This window comes from Latilactobacillus graminis DSM 20719, assembly GCF_001436415.1.
Classification (GTDB): domain Bacteria; phylum Bacillota; class Bacilli; order Lactobacillales; family Lactobacillaceae; genus Latilactobacillus; species Latilactobacillus graminis.
The window spans coordinates 267,035-287,538 of the sequence record NZ_AYZB01000035.1 but is presented as its reverse complement, the minus strand read 5'-3'; the positions used below and the strand labels follow the sequence as shown (position 1 = coordinate 287,538).

Sequence of the window (20,504 nt, the reverse complement as noted above, 5' to 3'; positions counted from 1 at the left end):
TATTGAATATAAATTGTCGGAGGTATGAATGATGGCTGAAATTAAAGCTGCACAAGTAATGGAATTACGTAAGAAAACTGGCGTTGGGATTATGGACGCTAAAAAAGCTCTTGTAGAAAGTAACGGTGACGTTGCTCAAGCAATCGATGCTTTACGTGAAAAAGGGATGGCAAAGGCTGCTAAGAAGAGCGACCGGATTGCTGCTGAAGGTTTAGCAGGTATCGCAATCGATGGCAACACTGCAGCTATCGTTGAAGTGAACTCAGAAACTGACTTTGTTGCTTCAAATGACCAATTTAAAGCTTTATTGAAAGATATTGCTGAAACAATTGCTAAGAACAAACCAGCTGACATGGCTGCTGCTGAAGCATTACCAATGGGCGATGGCACAATTGGTAGCGCAGTAATCAACTTAACTGCTGTGATTGGTGAAAAAATCAGTTTCCGTCGTTTTGCATTAGTAGCAAAGAATGATGGCGATCATTTCGGCTCATATTTACACAATGGCGGCCAAATTGCCTCATTAGTTACATTAGAAGGCACTGACGAAGAAGTTGCACATGATGTGGCAATGCATGTTTCTGCTGTAAATCCACAATACGTTTCACGCGAAGAGGTACCTGCTGAAACATTGGCTCATGAACGAGAAGTATTAACTGAAGAAACCAAGAATGAAGGTAAACCAGAAAATATCATTCCTAAGATTGTTGAAGGACGGGTCAATAAATTCTTGTCAGAGATCAGCTTGAATGACCAAGCTTTCATCAAGGATTCAGATCAAACAGTTGCCCAATATGTTGCATCTAAGAATGGTAGCGTTAAAGGTTTCGTTCGTTTTGCAGTTGGCGAAGGAATTGAGAAAAAAGAAAATAACTTTGTTGATGAAGTTATGGGCCAAATTAAATAAATTTATGGTTAATTCAAAAAGGAACGCGTCCGGCGCTCCTTTTTTTTCGGAATTAGATGATAAATTCAATAGGGCTGACCCAAATATACGATTAGTTATGGTAAAATGAGCCTAGTAATCAACGGAGGGATATCAAACATGTCAAATACAAAATACAAACGGATTGTCTTAAAAGTGAGCGGTGAAGCGCTAGCTGGTGACCAAGGTTTCGGAATTAACCCAGAAGTCGTTAAGGTCGTCGCAAATGAAATCAAATCAGTGCATGAATTGGGTGTTCAAATCGCTATTGTCTGTGGTGGTGGTAATATCTGGCGTGGAGTAACTGGTGAACAAATGGGTATGGAACGCGCGCAAGCCGATTACATGGGCATGATGGCCACGGTTATGAATGCTTTGGCTTTACAAGATAATTTAGAGAGCATTGGCGTGCCAACTCGGGTCCAAACATCAATCGAAATGCGGCAAATTGCAGAACCTTATATTCGCCGGAAAGCCGTTCGACATTTAGAAAAAGGACGGGTAGTAATTTTTGCCGGTGGGACCGGAAATCCTTACTTCTCGACTGATACCACGGCCGCTTTGCGGGCTGCTGAAATCGATGCAGACGTGATTTTAATGGCTAAGAACAATGTCGATGGTGTTTATTCTGCTGATCCTAATACCGATGAAACTGCCGTTAAGTTTGAAACGTTAACCCATTTAGACATTATTAATAAAGGTTTGCAAGTGATGGATTCAACTGCAAGTACTTTATCAATGGACAATGATATCCCATTAGTAGTTTTCAATCTGAATGAACCTAACAATATCAAAAAAGTGGTTGAAGGTGCTAATATTGGGACTACAATTGAAGGAGGAGAATAAGATGACTAATCCTATTTTAACGGAAGCAAAAACAAACATGGAAAAGGCCGAGGCTGCCTTACAACGAACACTTGGTCAAATTCGTGCTGGACGTGCGAATGCAAGTTTGGTCAATCGGGTAAATGTTGAATATTACGGTGCAATGACGCCGCTCAACCAAATTGCGGCTATCACTGTTCCTGAAGCACGCGTCTTATTAATTACTCCATATGATAAGAGTGCGCTTGAAGATATTGAAAAGGCGCTTTATACGGCTGATATCGGGATTTCACCGGCAAATGATGGCTCAGTCATCCGCCTGGTAATCCCACAATTAACCGGTGAACGTCGTAAAGAGATTGCCAAAGAAGTTGGTAAAGAAGCTGAAATTGGGAAAGTCGCTATTCGCAATGCGCGTCGGGATGCTATGGATAGTTTGAAAAAAGCTGAAAAAGCAAGTGAGATTAGTGAAGATGAAATGCATGATTTAGAAGAACAAGTTCAAAAATTAACAAATGATGCAACCAAAAAGATTGATGAAATAGCCGCCAATAAAGAAAAAGAAATTAAAGAAGGCTAGTCACGACATCAAAAAGGCCCGCCACAATTGATGGGCTCAAAAAAGTTAGCCATTAATATTTTATTCTAAGGCAAGTCGCCGTATTGCATACGGTGGGTTGCCTTTTTTGCGACTAATTCTTTTTTAGTGGTCCAAAGAAACTTTCAATTGCCTTTAGTTTTTCGTCAAGTTTATATTTGGTCACAAAAAAGGCCCCAATAAGTTAGATTTTAACGGCTAACATTATTGGGGCCCTTGACTTATGGTGAGGCCTTTTTGATGTAGTAATTAAGGACTAGCTGATTGTGAGCTAGCTTAGTGAATAATTTTACTCTTAGTTGCTGCTTTGTGGAGTTTCTCGAAGAAGGGGTTCACTCGATCGGTCAGGAAGAAACCAATCAAGAAGAAGCTGATTGCAAAGAGCGCTAAAATGATAAAGTTATGCCATAAATTGGGAGCATAAATACCACCTGTCGGTTCACGAAGTAGGTTCACCCCGTAAGTGAATGGTAAAATCGGATTGATAAATTGGAAGAATTTATCAGATAACACAACCGGGAAGTTCCCGCCACCGCCTGATATGGAGAGGACTAGGACAATCATCGCGATTCCTTTCCCGATATTGCCAAACATGGCGGCCAGTACATAAACAATTGTCATAAACACTATGCTGAGGAAGATTGCTAAAAGTATTAGCGGAAACTTATCAACGATGTAGGCCTTTAATAAGAAGATATTGCCAAGTGCTACAATTACGGCTTGAGCGACACCAATTACGATGTAAGTTAACCAACGTGCTATAAATTGTTGTTTCTTAGTGTACCGTTCTTTTTGTTTATCATCTAGCGCGAAGTTCGTTAAGACAATGTTACTTAATAACAAAGCTCCCACCCAAAGACAAAGGGCTGTATAGAATGGAGCACTTGCTGAACCGTACGTCTTAATTGGATAAACATGTTTTTCTTTTAACTCAACTGGTTTAGCTAAGAAATTACTTTCTTTAGTGGCATCTCGGCGGAGCAATTTAATGAGATCCTTAAGATCTACTGTTTTTTGTTGCTTCCGGATGGCGTCTGCACCTTTTTGAATTCCGCTACGCAAGAATGGCCAATCATTATTGATGAGGTCAGTGGCGTCATTTAACGCGGTTTTAACCAGTGGGAATTTTTCGTTAGCTAGATTAAGGGTGGTGGTTAAGTCATTTTCGATTCCTGGTAAATCATTATTAATGAAACCAGTTGCTTGTTGTAATTTATTTTTAAGCAGTGGGTAGTCGTTTTGATAGAGATTAGAGGCCGTATTTAACCCTGAAACAATTGTCCCCATATTTCCATTCAATAAAGTATTAGCATCATGAATTTCTTGTTTTAATGCGGGGAGTTGTCGTGAATATTTTTGCAGATAACTGACTGCTTGTTGAAGTGATTTTTGCGTATTAGCTAAAAGTGCTGGCAACTTAGGTAAGACAGCACTATTCAACTGCGTTAACACAGCATTGCCGCTGGTAATAACTGTTGCAAAATGATTCAGAATTGTTTTAACACTAGCCCCGATATTAGCGGCTTGAATTTTAGCGATTGTATCTGTGACTTGGTTGGTATATTGAATCAAGCCATTAATCTTAGCTCGCACGTCTTCAATGGATAGATCATCATAGTGTGCTAACAAATTATCGATTTGACCTTTGAAGGTCCCCAGTTGACTCGCCAACGTGTTTAAACGCTTAATTGGTGCGTCAAGGGTGTGTGATGCTGGACGTCCATCAGCTTTGGCAGCTTCGTTGTAACTATCTTGTAAGTTTTGCAAGGTTTTGGCTAATTGAATCGAGTGGGCCTGTAAAGTCGCACTGTGATCCGATAGTTGTTGTAAAGCTGTTTTGAGTGCCTGCTTTAGTTCCGCATTATTAGGATCATCTTTAAGTTGACTCAGCAAACTGTTGACGGCCGTTAAGTCCGTTGAAATGTTGGTCGCCAACTGATTTGTAATAGTTAAGCCTTGATCAACAGTCTTTTGAATGACTGGCAATGTTGCTTGGAGTTTTGGAATAAGATCTGATTGTAATTGTCCGGCAACCCCTTGTGCATTTTGGCTAAACGACATTAAATCAGGTAAAACTTTTTGTGTTTTGTTTAAAACATCTAAACCGGTTTGAGCTTCATTAATCCCATTGGTTAAAGTATTGGCGATGCCATCAAAGTCAGAATCTAAAGTGGCAACTTGGTGGCCCGCATTTTTAATTTCCGGAATTTTAGTTTGGACTTTAGTTGCAAGTTGTCCTGCGGATTCAACTTGCGGTAGATATTGATTAATTCCAACGACTTTTTGAGCCATATCATTGGCTTGTGGTAAAAAGGCGGCGAATTCATTAGCTTGTGCCAGTTTTAATTCCATTGTAGGGATTTTCTTTTGCAAGCTGAGGATTTGATCTGTGTATTGGTTAATCTCAGGTAGTTGTTGGTCCGTTTTTAGAATTAAGCTTGAAAAACGATTAATCACCGGTAAATTGGTATCCAGATCAATGCCAGCCTTATTCAGAGTGCTCATTAAGGTTTTTCCCACGGTTGAGACGAATTCTTCTGAAATAGTGGATTGAAGTGTTGTAGCACCAGCACTAGTAATTTTTGGTGCGATTGCGTTGATTTTATCATTGGATGAATAGATAATCTTTGGTTTTTGAATCTTACCATCGACAAAACTAATTAAATCTTTTGAGAAATTTTTAGGGACGTAAATACCGGCGTAATATTTACCAGTTTTAACCCCGTCGTCCAATTGTTTCTTACTAGAAGTGAATTGCCAACCAAGTTTGTCATTTTTTTTCAATTGGCTGATTAGTTCATCCCCAATCCCGACTTTTTTATCAGCAATGACGCCACTTTGATCGGCTGAATAAACAGCCACCTGTAGGTCTTGTGTTTTGCTGTAGGGATCCCATAAGGCCCAGATATTAAACCATGCATACAGTGATGGAATAATGATTAAGGCAATAATCAGTAGTAGCGCGATTGGACTTTTAAAGATGCGACGCCAATCAAGTCGAAAGAGTTCGAAAGTTTTTTGCATGATAAGCTCCTTTTTATGTTTTAAAGTAGTTTATCATATTTAACCTAAATGATGCCAATCCCGATTAAGGAGAACGCATAATCAAGAAGAATTGGCCTAAACTGAAAATGAATTAACAAAAGCAACCGCAAGTCAACGATTACTTTGATGATCAATTGATTTTAAATAGTCACATACTGTGATTTTTGGTACAATCATAAAAGAGTTATTGAAACTGGAGGAAGATGTGGTGTTTACAAATAAAAAAACAGACACACAACAATTAGATCTGACCAATATTCCCAACCATGTAGCGATTATTATGGACGGGAACGGTCGGTGGGCTAAGAAGCGCTTAATGCCAAGGATTGCTGGTCATAAAGCTGGCATGGAAAACGTGAAGACCATTACTAAGGCTGCTAGTCGACTAGGTGTAAAGGTATTGACGCTCTATGCTTTTTCAACTGAAAACTGGAAACGGCCAAACGATGAAGTCAATTTTTTGATGCAGCTACCAGTCGATTTTTTTGAGACGTTCATGCCGGAGTTAATTGCTGAAAACGTGCGGGTCAAAGTAATGGGCAATCGGCAAGCTTTACCAGAGAAAACACAACAAGCTGCTAATCGAGCAATTGCTGACACGGCTCACAATACAGGAATGATTTTAAATTTTGCCCTTAATTACGGCGCGCGCGACGAAATTCAACAAGCAGTTAAACAAATTGCCCAAAAAACGGCTGATGGGACAATTACAGTTGATTCAATTGATGATACACTCATTAGTGATCATTTAATGACGAACTTTTTAGGGGAATATGCGAATCCTGAATTATTAATTCGGACTAGTGGAGAAGAACGGATTTCAAACTTCTTGTTATGGCAGATTGCTTATAGCGAGCTGGTCTTTATCGATGAATTCTGGCCAGACTTTACCCCAGCGGTGTTTGAACGAGCAATCGACGCTTACCAACAACGTAATCGTCGGTTTGGCGGTCTTAAATAGGAGGAGATACAATTATGAAACAACGTGTTATTACAGCGACAATCGCTTTAATTATTTTTATTCCCATTATTTATTTTGGGGGCATTTATATTGATATTGCGGCGGCAGTCTTAGCGTTAGTCGCTTTATCTGAAATCTTTATTATGCGTAAACGAATTATCGTCGCACTAGATGCAACCATTGCCGGACTGGCCGTTTTAAGTTTGGCATTACCCACGGCTGCTTTTAATTGGCTACCAGCCAGAGTATCTCAATTTGATGTTTTTTATTTCTTTGTTGCCATCTTATTGGCAGTAACGGTTTTTACGAAAAATCGGATCAACTTTGACGACATGGGGGTCACGACCCTAGCTAGTTTGTATATCGGGTTAGGCTTTCATTATTTAGCAGCAACACGGAATATCGGTGGCTTTGATACCGTGATGTATATTCTATTAGTTATTTGGATGACTGATATTGGTGCATATACTTTTGGCCGGATGTTTGGTAAACACAAAATGTGGCCAGCCATTAGTCCAAATAAAACTTGGGAGGGCTCAATTGGTGGAGTGCTATCAGCATTGATTGTTGCCGCCATTTTCTTATCATTCTTCCCGCAAGTATACTCGATGCCTGTGATGTTAGGGTTAACGTTGATCTTCTCAATTGCTGGTCAATTGGGCGATTTAGTTGAGTCAGCTTACAAACGTTACTACGGTGTTAAAGATTCGGGCAAGATTTTGCCAGGGCACGGTGGAATCTTGGACCGTTTCGATAGCATGTTATTCGTCCTACCGTTACTCCATTTATTTGGGATGATTTAAGAATCATAAACAAGCTAGTGAAGCCCATTTTCAATGGACCTTTGTCCAAGCGTTTAGTGCAGTTTTTCGACATGCGCTAAACGCTTTTCTTGTTTGACAGCAATTCGTGATATAATATAACAGTTCATATTAATGAGAGTAGCAAAATACGCATTTAGAAGGGAGTCGTACACGATTGGCGGCGATTATTGCGTTTATTATCATATTTGGTATTTTAGTAGTGGTGCATGAATTCGGACATTTTTATATGGCCAAACGCGCGGGCATTTTGGTACGCGAATTTTCAATTGGCATGGGTCCGAAATTGTTTGCAACCCGTAAAAACGGAACAACTTATACCATTCGTTGGTTACCACTTGGCGGTTACGTGCGCATGGCGGGTATGGCAGATGATGAATCTGAAATCGAACCGGGTACCCAGGCGACCCTGCTGTTAGATGAGCAGGGGATTGTGCAAAAAATTAATACAAGTAGTAAAGTTACCACGTTAAACGGCGTCCCATTTCAGATTGCTAAAACTGATTTACAAAAAGCATTATGGCTGGAAGGTTATGAAAGTGGTGACGAGTCTGAATTAAAACGTTATTCAGTTGACCATGATGCAACTATCATAGAAGCAGATGGGACAGAAGTACAAATTGCACCAGTTGATGTCCAATTCCAATCTGCTAGTTTAATTAATCGGATGCTGACTAACTTTGCGGGCCCATTTAATAATTTCATCTTGGCAATTGTTGCTTTTGCACTTTTTGCCTTTCTAAATGGCGGAGTGCCACAAAATAAGGCAATTATCGGCACAGTCATGCCCAACTCTGCGGCGCAAAAAGCAGGGCTTAAGCCTAACGATCATATCGTCAAAGTGGCCGGGCAAAAAGTGACGACGTTTACTGATTTTAGTCAGATAATTACGAAATATCCGAATCATGCGGTTAGCTTACAAATTAGCCGCGCAACTAAAATGAAGACACTACAAGTAACACCAAAAGCTGTAAAAACCGATGGTCAAAAGCAAAAGGTTGGCCAACTGGGAGTAACCGCTGCACTTAACCAACACGTGGGGGCTAAGTTACAATACGGATTCACCCAAGCATGGACGAATGCCAGTCAGATTTTTAAAATTCTGGGCTCCTTTTTAACCGGTGGCTTTTCCTTGAATAAATTAGCCGGTCCGGTCGGTATGTATTCGATGACGACTCAATTTGCCAGCCAGGGTTTTACGATGTTGGTTTATTTCTTAGCATTCTTGTCGATTAACTTGGGAATTATGAATTTAATTCCGATTCCAGCACTCGATGGTGGGAAATTAGTGATTAACGTGATTGAAGCACTACGTGGCAAACCAATTTCACCTGAAAAAGAAGGGATTGTCACCCTTGTTGGGGTTGGTATCATGGTCGTCTTAATGGTCTTAGTGACCTGGAACGATATTCAACGCTTTTTCTTTTAGATTATCTTTGGAGGCATAACAAATTATGAAACAGTCAAAATTATTTATTCCGACGTTAAAGGAAGTCCCTAATTCGGCCGAGGCTAAAAGCCATCGGATGATGTTACGGGCCGGTTATATTCATCAAGTATCAGCTGGTGTTTATAGTTACTTACCACTGGCATTTCGTGTTTTAGAAAAGATTCAAGCAATTATTAAGGATGAAATGCGCAAAATTGATGCTGTCCAAATGCAGATGCCTGGGATTTTACCGGCTGAATTGTGGACGGAATCCGGGCGTTACGAAACTTACGGGGATAATTTGTTTAAGTTCCAAGATCGGCATGGCCGCGACTTTATCTTAGGACCTACACATGAAGAGACGTTTACCGATTTAGTACGCAATCAAATTAAATCTTATAAAAAATTACCATTAACGTTATATCAAATTCAAACGAAGTATCGTGATGAAGATCGGCCACGTTACGGATTGTTGCGTGGGCGGGAATTCATCATGCAAGATGCCTATTCATTTTCAGCAAACGAAACCGATTTGGATACGACATTCCGCCAAATGTACCAAGCCTATGTTAATATTTTCGAACGGTGTGGTTTAGATTTTCGCGCCATTGTCGGGGATGCTGGGGCTATGGGTGGCAAGGATTCAATGGAATTTTCGGCGATTGCTGAAATTGGCGAAGATACGATTGTTTATTCAGACCAAAGTGATTATGCCGCCAATCTTGAGATGGCAACGAGTGTCCGGCCTAAGCAAAACTCAAATGATGTGCAATTAGAACTTGAAAAAGTGGCGACTGGCAATGCTCATACAATCGAAGAAGTCGCCGCTAAACTTAACATAACAGTACAACAAATCATCAAGAGTGTCTTATTTATGGCAGATGAAACCCCCGTCCTAGTCTTAGTGCGTGGTGGTTTTGAAGTGAATGCTGTCAAATTGAAGAACTTCTTGCATGCAGATTTCTTAGAAATGGCAACGCCAGAACAAGTCCAAGCAACAATGAACGCGCCCATCGGTTCAATTGGCCCGGTTAACGCTCCAGAAGATTTGCAAATCATTGCTGATTATAGTGTGGAAGCGATGGTCAATGCCGTAGTGGGTGCTAATGAAGCAGATTATCATTTTACCAACGTGAACCGTAAACGGGATTTTGATATTGCTGAGTATGCTGACTTACGATTTGTCCAAGAAGGTGAGACCTCACCTGATGGTCAAGGACACTTGCATTTTACGAAAGGGATTGAGATTGGGCATATTTTCAAATTAGGCACCCGTTATACTGAGCAATTCGGTGCCACTTTCTTAGATGAAAATGGCCGTGCTAAACCCATCATTATGGGGTCTTACGGAATCGGTGTTAGTCGTCTCTTATCAGCCATTACTGAACAACAAGCTGACGAAAACGGCTTAGTTTGGCCAAGTGCAATTGCCCCTTACGACTTGCATGTCGTACCGGTTAATGTGAAAGATGCTGACCAAGTCTTGTTGGCTGAACAAATTGAAAACTTGCTTGAAGCAGCTGGATACTCAGTCTTGGTCGATGATCGTAAAGAGCGGGCCGGTGTTAAGTTTGCTGACAGTGATTTAATTGGCTTACCAATCCGGATTACAGTTGGTAAGAAAGCTGCTGAAGAAATCGTTGAAGTTAAATTACGTAAAACAGGTGAAACCCTAGAAGTGAAGAAGGATGAATTGATTAATTCATTAAGCATTCTTCTAGCTTCGGAAACAACAGAAGCTGAATAGAGTGCGTCATTAACGGGTTGCTTTTGAGCATTTGCCTAATCAGGCGGATTACCGGTAATGCCGGTGATATGACTGATGTAGCAAAGCACAGAAAGCAGTTAATGAAAAGCACGTTTAGGAATAGAGTGCGTTTGAAACCGTTTGGCTCTGAGCATTAACCTAAATTCGTGAATGAGCGACAACGTCGATCGTTCGCGAATTGTAGTTAAGCACAAGAGGCAGTTTCAAAAAGCACGTTTAAATTATAAATGTTCGGACATCTAAAAAGGGCTGAGACAGAATAATATTTGTCCTAGCCTCTTTTATTTAACTTTCTGAATATAAGGAGGCCCTTTTGTGGCATTAGATCAAACTGCATTGTTTCAAAAATTATTAGAACAAATTGCATTACCAGCAGATGTCGCGAACTATCCCGGCTTCAAAAACGGCCAAGTAGAACAAGTCGTGGTGCATGAAACATCGAAACGGTGGACCTTTAAATTACATTTTGAGGCCATTTTACCGTTCGCTGTTTATGTGACGTTCGAACAGTACTTAGAGGCGGCATTTAAAGCAATTGCCGATGTCGCGATAGAAATTACGACTGATGCGACAGAATTAGATGGTGGCGTCTTAGCAGCTTATTGGGAATACGTTATTAATCATAGTGGGATTCAATCGTCCATGTTGCATGAATTATGCGAAAAAGAAACCCCTTATCTCGATGGACGCAAAGTATTTTTAGTTGTTGAAAACGATATTGTAAAAACCTTCTTTTTAAACCAAGCCCAAACTACCATTCAAGAGGGATATCAACGATTAGGCTTTCCGAAGTTTGCGATTCAGCCATTGATTGATGAATCGGCTGCGCAAAGAGCAATCGACGATTTCCAGGTGAAAAAGGCCGAACAAGATGTCGCCCGGGCACAAGCGGCTGCAGAAGCCATCAAGAAAAATGAAACGCTTAAAGAAAAACGGCAGGCAACAGGTCGACCAGTCAATGGCCCGATTACAATGGGCCGTCGTTTAAATCCAGCCGAACCAACGCGCCAAATGATTACGATCAATGAAGAAGAACGCTCGGTTGTAATTGAAGGGTTCGTCTTTGATAAAGAAGTCCGCGTATTGCGTTCTGGCCGGCAATTATTAATCTTGAAGATGACGGATTACTCATCTTCATTCACGGTCAAGAAATTCTCACGGGATAACGGTGACGAAAGTATCTTTGCAGCCATCGAGCAAGGCATGTGGTTCAAGGTGCGTGGGAGTGTGCAAGAAGACAACTTCATGCGCGATCTGGTAGTGAATGCCAATGATTTGGTGGAAGTCAGTCATCCCAAACGGCAAGACACTGCTGAAAACGGCAAACGCGTGGAATTGCATTTGCATACGAATATGTCGCAAATGGATGCGACCAATAAGATTGGCGACTTTGTCAAACAAGCCGCTGATTGGGGGCAATCGGCGATTGCGGTGACCGATCACTATGATTTACAAGCCTTCCCAGATGCCTATGCGGCTGGGAAGAAAAACGGCGTTAAAATTTTATACGGTGTCGAAGTCAATTTAGTGAATGATGGCACGCCAGTCGCATATAATTTGCGTGATGAAGCACTCGACCATGCTGAATATGTCATTTTTGATGTGGAAACAACCGGGTTATCGGCTGTTTACGATTCGATTATTGAATTGGCTGCTGTCAAAATGAAAGATGGCGAAGTGATTGGTTCGTTCGATGAATTCATCGATCCCGGTCACCCGCTATCAGCGTTCACCACGCAGTTGACGAGTATCACCAATGAAATGGTGCACGGCGCTAAGAAAGAAGCCGAAGTCCTAGCATTGTTCAAAGAATTCGCTGGCGACGCTGTCTTAGCTGGGCATAATGTGACGTTTGATATGGGCTTTATCAACGCTGGCTATGGGCGCAACGACCTTGGTCAAATTGAAAATCCCGTCATCGATACGTTGGAAGTCTCCCGGATGCTTCATCCAGAATACAAAAATCATAAACTCGATACGTTAACTAAGCGGTATAAAATTAACTTGGAACACCATCACCGTGCTAACGCCGATGCTGAATCAACCGGTTATTTGTTATACAAATTAGAAGCCGAAGCGGCCGAAATGTATGGCATGGTCAATGTCAACCAACTCAATGAGCGTGTTGGCATTGGCGATGCGTATAAACAAGCACGGCCTGCGCATGCGATATTGATGGCGCAAACTCAGGCGGGCTTAAAGAACTTGTTTAAATTGGTTTCAGCCTCGATGACTGAATATTATTACCGCACACCGCGCTTGCCAAAGAGTCGCTTGGATGCCTTACGTGAAGGGATTCTTGTCGGCTCGGCTTGTGCTAGCGGCGAAGTCTTCGAAGCAATGATGCAAAAAGGGTACCAAGAAGCCCGCGATCGCGCGAAGTACTACGATTACCTTGAAGTAATGCCCAAAGCCGTTTACGCGCCATTATTGGAACGGGAACTGGTCCGTGACAATCAAGCGCTCGAAGAAATCATCCGCAACATGGTTAAACTCGGTGCTGAATTGGATAAACCAGTCGTTGCAACGGGGGATACCCATTATTTGAACCCCGAAGATTCAATCTATCGTAAAATTTTAATCCACTCGATGGGGGGCGCCAATCCACTGAACCGGTCACAATTGCCGGATGTCCATTTCCGCTCAACTGATGAAATGCTAGCGGCGTTTGATTTTCTGGGGGCTGATGTTGCCCAAGAGCTGGTTGTCACCAATCCGAACCAAATCGCCGATATGATTGATGAAATCACACCGGTCAAAGATAAGTTGTACACGCCGAAGATGGCGGGTGCCGAAGATGAAATTCAAACCTTAACGATGAATCGTGCGCACGAATTATATGGGGATGAACTCCCCAAAATCGTGCAAGCCCGTCTCGATAAGGAATTGAAGAGTATCATTGGGAACGGGTTCTCCGTTATCTACTTGATTTCGCAAAAGCTCGTGTATAAGAGTGGTAAGGATGGGTACTTAGTTGGTTCCCGGGGGTCCGTTGGATCGAGTTTAGTCGCGACGATGACCGGGATTACTGAAGTGAATCCATTGCCGCCGCATTATCGCTGTCCCAACTGTCATTACTCTGAATTTTATACCAAAGGGGAAGTCGGTTCAGGCTACGATTTAGCCGATAAGGATTGTCCAGAATGTGGGACACCCCTTGATAAAGATGGTCACGATATTCCATTTGAAACCTTCCTTGGCTTCCACGGGGATAAAGTGCCCGATATTGATTTGAACTTCTCTGGTGATTATCAACCGGTTGCGCATAACTATACGAAGGTCTTGTTCGGCGAAAATAACGTGTTCCGCGCTGGGACGATCGGGACCGTGGCTGATAAAACGGCCTACGGCTATGTCAAAGCCTATGAACGTGATACAGAGCAAACGTTCCGCGGTGCAGAAGTCGATCGCCTGGCCAAAGGTTCGACTGGTGTTAAACGAACGACTGGGCAACATCCGGCCGGGATCATTGTTGTGCCGGATTACATGGACATCTATGATTTCACGCCAATTCAATTCCCAGCTGACGATCAAGATGCGGCCTGGAAGACAACCCATTTTGACTTCCATTCGATCCATGATAATATCTTAAAACTCGATATCCTGGGCCATGATGATCCGACGATGATCCGAATGCTCCAAGATTTATCGGGAATTGATCCCAAGACGATTCCAACCGATGATCCTGGTGTGATGGCCTTGTTCTCCGGCACTGATTCACTCGGCGTGACGCCTGAACAGATTAATTCGAAATTAGGGACGCTTGGCGTACCGGAATTTGGGACGCGGTTTGTCCGTGGAATGCTCGAAGAAACGCACCCCACGACGTTCTCAGAACTACTACAAATTTCGGGTCTGTCACATGGGACCGATGTGTGGTTGGGCAACGCTGAAGAACTAATTAACAAAGGTGTTGTTACCCTCAAAGATGTTATCGGTTGTCGTGATAACATCATGATGGATTTAATTCACTGGGGCATGGATGATAGTATGTCGTTTAATATCATGGAACGCGTTCGTAAAGGCAAAGGGATTCCTGATGATTGGCAACAAGCCATGCGCGATAACGAAAATGTACCCGACTGGTACATTGATTCCTGTCTGAAAATTAAGTACATGTTCCCGAAGGCCCATGCGACTGCCTATATTTTGATGGCGTTGCGGATTGCTTACTTCAAAGTGTACTTTCCAATTATCTATTATTGTGCCTACTTCAGTGTACGGGCCGAAGATTTCGACCTCGTGGCCATGTCACAAGGGAAAGCAGGCGTCAAAGCCCGCATGAAGGAAATCACTGATAAAGGGATGGAAGCCAGCACCAAGGAAAAGAACCTCTTGACGGTCCTCGAAATCGCCAACGAATGTTTGGAACGCGGGATTAACATTAAGATGGTCGACATCGAAAAATCAGATTCATCTGACTTCTTGATCCAAGACGACCATACCTTGCTTGCGCCGTTCCGCGCCGTCCCAAGTCTGGGTGGTAACGTAGCCAAACAAATCGTCTCTGCCCGCGAAGAAAAACCTTTCTTATCCAAAGAAGATTTAGCCAACCGCGGGAAAGTTTCCAAGACATTGATTGAATATTTAACAGAAAATAACGTCTTAAATGATTTACCAGATGAAAATCAGTTATCGTTGTTTGATATGATGTAATTAAATAGCCCGCCTAGATTGTGAATGCAATTTGGGCGGGCTATTTACATATTTCTTATTTAAATACTTTCGCTATAATTAAAGTGAGTAAGTTAATTGCGCTTTAAGTTACTCTGTAATGAGAAAATAAAAGTTTTAATTTTTTCAAAACATATATAATTATCTGTGATATATCTAATTTAGAAGGGATGAAGTAAAATGATTAATAGAATAGAAGATGTTAATAGTAAGTCGTTTAAACATTTTTCTTATGATGAGACACTTTCAAAAGTAAATATCTTTTTTGGAACAAACGGAAGTGGAAAGACTGCTCTTTCAAATTGGCTGTTGGATCAGGAGCCATTGCATCGGATCTTCAATACAGATTATGTAAGGGAGAATATTCTGGCACAAGATGAAATTAATGGTGTAAAGCTAACAGTTGGTAACGAAGTCATAAACATTGAAGAGAATATTGAAAGAATATCCTCAGCTAATGTAAATATTAGCCAGCAAACGGAAAGCTTAAATATTAAACTTAGAGAAGAAAAAAACGAAGTATTTCAAATTTTAAATACTACGTTAGACAAGGCAAGAAAACAGTTTAAGCTTAATACAAATATTAAACAAAAACAAAAAGCTAAAACAGACCCTATAAAGGCTTTAACACTTTGGTATTCAGACATTAAAGAATTTGATATTAAAGAAAATTCCTCCGAAGAATTAGAACGAGAAAAAAAGTTACTTGAATCTGAAAGTCGGGATTTAGATTTCCAAGTTAATGTTAATAGGGAACGATTTACTAAGTTGGTAAAGGCATTAGAAGAACCAACAATGATACCATCAATTGGAGTTTCTAATGAAGTCGCTATATGGATTAAAGAAGGATTGCACATACATAACATGAATGAAAATACTTTAAAGTGTGAATTTTGTGGAAATAATTTTGATACTCAAAGAGTGTCAAAATTAATCAATGAAAAAACGAATACAACTCATGCTAAGTTAATATCTTCATTAGAAAATTTTAAAAATGACTTAGTTCAACTCTGTAATTCAATACAGGCTTTACCAACTTTAGAACAAAATGAAGAACTTTTGAAAAAGATAAATCAACTCATAGAAATAATAACTAACAAGATTCAGAATACAATGAATACTTTTACAGTTGAGAGTACTTTATTTTCAGAAATTATTAAATTTAATAATAATATAGAGAATAAGAGAGAATTGATAAATAAAGAAATAAGAATTATTAATCAAAAAATAGATAGAATTGAGCAAATTGCAAAATCATGGGTAGGTCAACAATTAAAAGAGAATCAACAAATAAAAGCATTCGTTAAAAATATTAAAGAGATTGAAGAAGCTGTATTAAAAAATAGTACAGTTTTGAAGGAAAATGAACAGTGGATGTCAGACCAAAAAGTGGTTAATTCTGATCTAAAACCTTTTCAAGATTTAGTCAATCAGCAATTTGTCATTTTAGGGATTGACTTTCGATTAGAGATAGCTGCTGATAATCAACATTATATTATCAGACATAAGTCATCAGAGTTTAGTATTAGAAATAAAGATTTGAGTGAAGGCGAGAGAAGACTTTTAGGTTTCTTACACTTTTACTATGATTTATTTGAAAGACCGGAAGAGTCATTAATGAAGCAGGTAAGTTTAGTAATTATAGATGATCCTATAACTAGCCTTGATAATGACAATCGATACTATCTAACTGAATTAATAAATAAATTTATAAAAAAAATAAAGCAATTACACTGTCAGTTATTTCTATTTACGCATTCTTCATTGGACTTTCATAATATTGGGTATGGATCTGATAATCAGTTAACAGCTTTCTATAAAATAAGAAAAAATGAATTTGGTGAAAGTACAATAAAAAAGGTAGATAGATTTGAACGACAGAATTATTCTGATTATTACCAATCCAACTTTAAAGGAATCTTTGAATTTGCGAAATTATCAAATACAAAGATAGGTGAAGATAATTTCTTATCTTACGGTAATAAGGCACGATTAGTATTTGAGTCACATGCACGGACGCATTATAAGCTAGAGTACGCAACCAGGGCTTCAATAGATTCGCTGATGGAATTTTATGAAGTTGGAGATAAATTTAAAGATCAATTTATGAATATGTTGGATGTGGTTAATTCATTGTCACACGGACCGACCTTTGCGGACTATAACGCGATATCTAGTAAAGAAGTTCAAAATGCAGTTCGATTTATGTTGGCGGTACTGTATAAGAAGGATAAGTATCATGTAGAACAAATGGCGGGAGATTTGATAGTTAAAAGTAATAGAAGAAACATAATGGCATGGTTGGATATTTTAGACGAAAGTTATTAGGTGCAAGCCCTCAAAGCAAAATAGATGATAGTAATACATCTTAACTTTGTTATAATTAGGCTGTATTTATTGAGTTTAGCTTAAATATTTAGGATACGGGGATGCGTCTAATGGCTGAAGATAAATTTGAAAATGCTGTAATTACGAAATTGCAAGATGAAGGATGGGACTACCGAAAAGATTTATCAAATAAGAATACCGATGTTCTTTATCAACATTGGCGGGACATTATCAATCGAAATAATCGAATTAAGTTAGATAATAAATTATTAAGTGACGATGAGTTTCAGTCCTTGGTAACAGAATTAAATAAAAATAAGACACCATACGATTCACAATTGATGTTAGCAGGTGCCGGTGGAATTGGAACAATCCCATTAATGCGGGATGACGGATCACAATTAGAAATTGAAATTTTTTATGGTGATGAAGTAGCGGGAGGCAGGTCTCAATACGAAGTAGTTAATCAAATTACATTTGATAAATTACCGTTTACGCTCAGCAAAAAAAGACGTGTTGATATTCTCTTGTTGATTAATGGACTTCCAGTCGCTCATATCGAAGAAAAAGATGAATCCTTACAAAACCAGTGGAATGCCTTTGAACAGTTCCAGAAATATGCGGGTGATGGGATGTATGAAGGCTTATTTTCATTTGTACAGGTGCAATTTATTCTTTCGCAACATTCAGCACATTATTTTGCACGACCAAAGAATCCGACAGCCGAAGCTTACAATAAAGATTTTGTATTTGGCTGGCGGGACAATCATGGAGCCGATATTACCGATACGATGGAATTTATCCATCAAGTAATAGATATTCCTGCACTACATCGGTTAGTGACTGTTAATATGATTCCGGATGCAGCTAATGATAATTTGATGGTCATGCGTTCTTATCAAATTCAAGCAACGCGCGCAATTTTGGACAGAATGAAACAAATGAATGCGAATAATTTTGTTGAAAAGGGTGGCGGCTACATCTGGCATACGACGGGGTCAGGTAAGACTGTAACTTCATTTAAGGTTGCCCAACTACTAGCTTCGATGCCAAAAGTTCGAAATGTTTTATTTGTTGTTGATCGGGTAGATTTGGTTAATCAAACATTTGAAAACTTTAAGGCTTATGCTTATACAACGTTTAAAAAGCGCATTAAAGTAGTCAATGGTCATCAATTAAAACGTGAATTGAGTAGAAATGATGCGTCACATATCTATTTAATCACGGTTCAGGGATTAGATAAGGCGGTTAAGTCTGGTAAATTTACGTCTGACGATCGGATGGTCATTTTGATGGATGAAGCACATCGATCAGCTAGTGGCGATTCTGTCAAACGAATTAAGACTGCTTTACCAAACACAACGTGGTTCGGATTTACTGGAACACCTAACTTTTATAGTGATGAAATCAATGATGTGACAACATCAAAGAATATTTCGACGCATGACATTTTTGGACCAAGATTACATCGTTATACCATTAAGGATGCAATTGGTGACGGCAATGTATTGGGATTTGATGTGACGTATTATCAATCACAGGCAGAAATTGATAAACAAGATGATTTAACAGAGCAAGAATTAGAAAAAGAATTATATACGAGTTTGCCATATCGTCAATCTGTTGTTCAAGATATTGTGGATCATTGGCAGGATACATCAGCAGGACCAATTGAAATGGGGGTTAGAAAGCCAAATCAATTTCAAGGAATTTTTGCTGTGTCGGGTAAGCAAGCAGTTGCAGCTTATTATAATTTATTTCGGAAGCTTGCCCCTAATTTACGAGTCGCAATGACATATTCTCGTGATGAGGATAACGGCGCAGGAACTTCAAATTTACAACAGTCTTTGAAAGATGCAATGGAAAACTATTCTGAATTTTATGGAACACAGAATTTCTTAGAATCTAACGATCCGGAAAGATTGTATTTAAATGATCTATCCAAGCGAATTGCAAGGAAGAAGCCATACAATCGTAATAATGATCAAGATCGATTGGATTTAATTATTGTTTCTGATCAGCTATTGACAGGATTTGATTCAAAATATCTTAATATTATTTATATGGATAAAATTTTAAAAGAAGGCATGTTAATTCAAGCAATGTCGAGAACTAACCGAACAATCAACCGAAACGCAAAGCCACACGGTAAGGTTCGTTTTTATCGAAAAGGTGAAGTGATGGAGGAAAATGTTAAGCGTGCATTGGTTATCTATACAAAGGGTGGCAATGATAGTGCCAGCGATTCGGAAAAAGACCCGGATGAGAGTGAACAACAAGATCTATTTAATAAAAAAATTTTAGCACCGAAACCAGCGACTCAAATTGAAAAATTAGCACCACAGATTAAGCGCTTGAAGGAATTAAGCGGGGATGATTTTTCACAGATACCTCGTTCTGAAAAGGAAAAACAAGAGTTTGTCACATTGGGTGCAGAGATAAATCATAAGGTACAAAGGTTAATTCAAGGTGGCTATGTCATTGGAACGGAAGTTGATAGGTTGGATCAAAATGGTAAGGAGACAGGTGAAAAAATAACATTACCGATAACGAATGTTGATGAATTCAGTGCCTTTCAAGCACGACTAAATGACGTTAATGAGACTCTCCCAGATGAAATAAAAGTCAATCTGAGTCATATCAAGATTTCAATTCAAGCTTATGCAAATGAAATTATCGATTATGACGCACTAGTTGATCTTTTGAACCAATATATCGATGTAACGATTGAAGAAAATCGAAAATCGGTTGAGGATCATATTGTCTCAATGGATGAGAACGGACGAAATGAAATTAATGAAGTGTTAGATGGAATTGAAGACGGTACTTATCAAAAGCACTTTGATACTGAAAGCCTAAAAGCAACACGTAAAAAAATCCGCTCTAATCAGGAAGAATTAAAAATTAGACGTTGGTCGGCGGATAAAAACTACAACGGCAACATTATTTATGAGGCCTATGAGTTATATTTACCAAGTGTTGGGTTGAATGATAATCCAAAACTAAATGATAAATTACAAGAAATAGAAACGAAAGAAAATATTGGTTTTTTTGAGACAGCGGATTTTGAAGATGAATTAATGAAGTTATACGAATCGTTATCTAATAATCAATACCTAGGAGAATAAGA

General features: G+C 39.6%; 11 protein-coding genes. 10 read left to right on the top strand and 1 reads right to left on the bottom strand.

Annotated features, from left to right (window positions below; all coding sequences use genetic code 11):
- Positions 1–31 precede the first annotated feature (31 nt).
- From tsf to frr, 3 genes are all read left to right on the top strand, one after another.
- Entirely contained in the window at positions 32–907 is an 876-nt protein-coding gene (gene tsf / locus FC90_RS06450; RefSeq protein ID WP_057908448.1) for a translation elongation factor Ts, read from the top strand.
- Positions 908–1,045: 138 nt separating this feature from the next.
- Positions 1,046–1,771 carry a UMP kinase gene (pyrH, locus tag FC90_RS06445; RefSeq protein WP_057908447.1) on the top strand — a complete coding sequence of 242 codons (726 nt, stop codon included), beginning with the start codon at positions 1,046–1,048 and terminating at the stop codon, positions 1,769–1,771.
- A 1-nt stretch (position 1,772) separates the two neighbouring features.
- Complete coding sequence (gene frr, locus FC90_RS06440) at positions 1,773–2,330, top strand: ribosome recycling factor (RefSeq protein WP_057908446.1); 558 nt, start codon at positions 1,773–1,775, stop codon at positions 2,328–2,330.
- Positions 2,331–2,624: 294 nt separating this feature from the next.
- Here frr and FC90_RS06435 read toward each other — a convergent pair whose 3' ends face one another.
- Positions 2,625–5,372 (bottom strand): YhgE/Pip domain-containing protein, encoded by a 2,748-nt coding sequence (locus FC90_RS06435; RefSeq protein ID WP_057908445.1) that lies wholly within the window; start codon positions 5,370–5,372, stop codon positions 2,625–2,627.
- Between the two features lie 229 nt (positions 5,373–5,601).
- Between FC90_RS06435 and FC90_RS06430 the strand changes: the two genes are divergently transcribed.
- From FC90_RS06430 to FC90_RS06400, 7 genes are all read left to right on the top strand, one after another.
- Entirely contained in the window at positions 5,602–6,354 is a 753-nt protein-coding gene (locus FC90_RS06430) for an isoprenyl transferase (RefSeq protein WP_057908444.1), read from the top strand.
- Positions 6,355–6,368: 14 nt separating this feature from the next.
- Positions 6,369–7,157: a phosphatidate cytidylyltransferase gene (locus FC90_RS06425; protein ID WP_057908443.1), complete on the top strand. Its 789-nt coding sequence runs from the start codon at positions 6,369–6,371 to the stop codon at positions 7,155–7,157.
- A gap of 175 nt (positions 7,158–7,332) precedes the next feature.
- A complete protein-coding gene (gene rseP / locus FC90_RS06420; RefSeq protein WP_057908442.1) occupies positions 7,333–8,604 on the top strand; it encodes an RIP metalloprotease RseP in 1,272 nt (423 codons plus the stop codon).
- 25 nt (positions 8,605–8,629) lie between these two features.
- Positions 8,630–10,351 (top strand): proline--tRNA ligase, encoded by a 1,722-nt coding sequence (locus FC90_RS06415; protein WP_057908441.1) that lies wholly within the window; start codon positions 8,630–8,632, stop codon positions 10,349–10,351.
- A gap of 336 nt (positions 10,352–10,687) precedes the next feature.
- Positions 10,688–15,028, top strand: a complete 4,341-nt coding sequence (locus tag FC90_RS06410) for a PolC-type DNA polymerase III (protein ID WP_057908440.1) — start codon at positions 10,688–10,690, stop codon at positions 15,026–15,028.
- A gap of 198 nt (positions 15,029–15,226) precedes the next feature.
- Positions 15,227–17,374, top strand: coding sequence for an AAA family ATPase (locus FC90_RS06405; RefSeq protein ID WP_057908439.1), 2,148 nt, complete (start codon positions 15,227–15,229; stop codon positions 17,372–17,374).
- Positions 17,375–17,484: 110 nt separating this feature from the next.
- Positions 17,485–20,502 carry a type I restriction endonuclease subunit R gene (locus FC90_RS06400; protein WP_057908438.1) on the top strand — a complete coding sequence of 1,006 codons (3,018 nt, stop codon included), beginning with the start codon at positions 17,485–17,487 and terminating at the stop codon, positions 20,500–20,502.
- Positions 20,503–20,504: the final 2 nt, after the last annotated feature.

Bases quoted from the DNA above. Each gene is read 5' to 3' on its own strand.
- tsf (WP_057908448.1), top strand. From the start codon at position 32: ATGGCTGAAATTAAAGCTGCACAAGTAATGGAATTACGTAAGAAAACT.
- pyrH (WP_057908447.1), top strand. From the start codon at position 1,046: ATGTCAAATACAAAATACAAACGGATTGTCTTAAAAGTGAGCGGTGAA.
- frr (WP_057908446.1), top strand. From the start codon at position 1,773: ATGACTAATCCTATTTTAACGGAAGCAAAAACAAACATGGAAAAGGCC.
- FC90_RS06435 (WP_057908445.1), bottom strand. From the start codon at position 5,372: ATGCAAAAAACTTTCGAACTCTTTCGACTTGATTGGCGTCGCATCTTT.
- FC90_RS06425 (WP_057908443.1), top strand. From the start codon at position 6,369: ATGAAACAACGTGTTATTACAGCGACAATCGCTTTAATTATTTTTATT.
- FC90_RS06415 (WP_057908441.1), top strand. From the start codon at position 8,630: ATGAAACAGTCAAAATTATTTATTCCGACGTTAAAGGAAGTCCCTAAT.
- FC90_RS06405 (WP_057908439.1), top strand. From the start codon at position 15,227: ATGATTAATAGAATAGAAGATGTTAATAGTAAGTCGTTTAAACATTTT.
- FC90_RS06400 (WP_057908438.1), top strand. From the start codon at position 17,485: ATGGCTGAAGATAAATTTGAAAATGCTGTAATTACGAAATTGCAAGAT.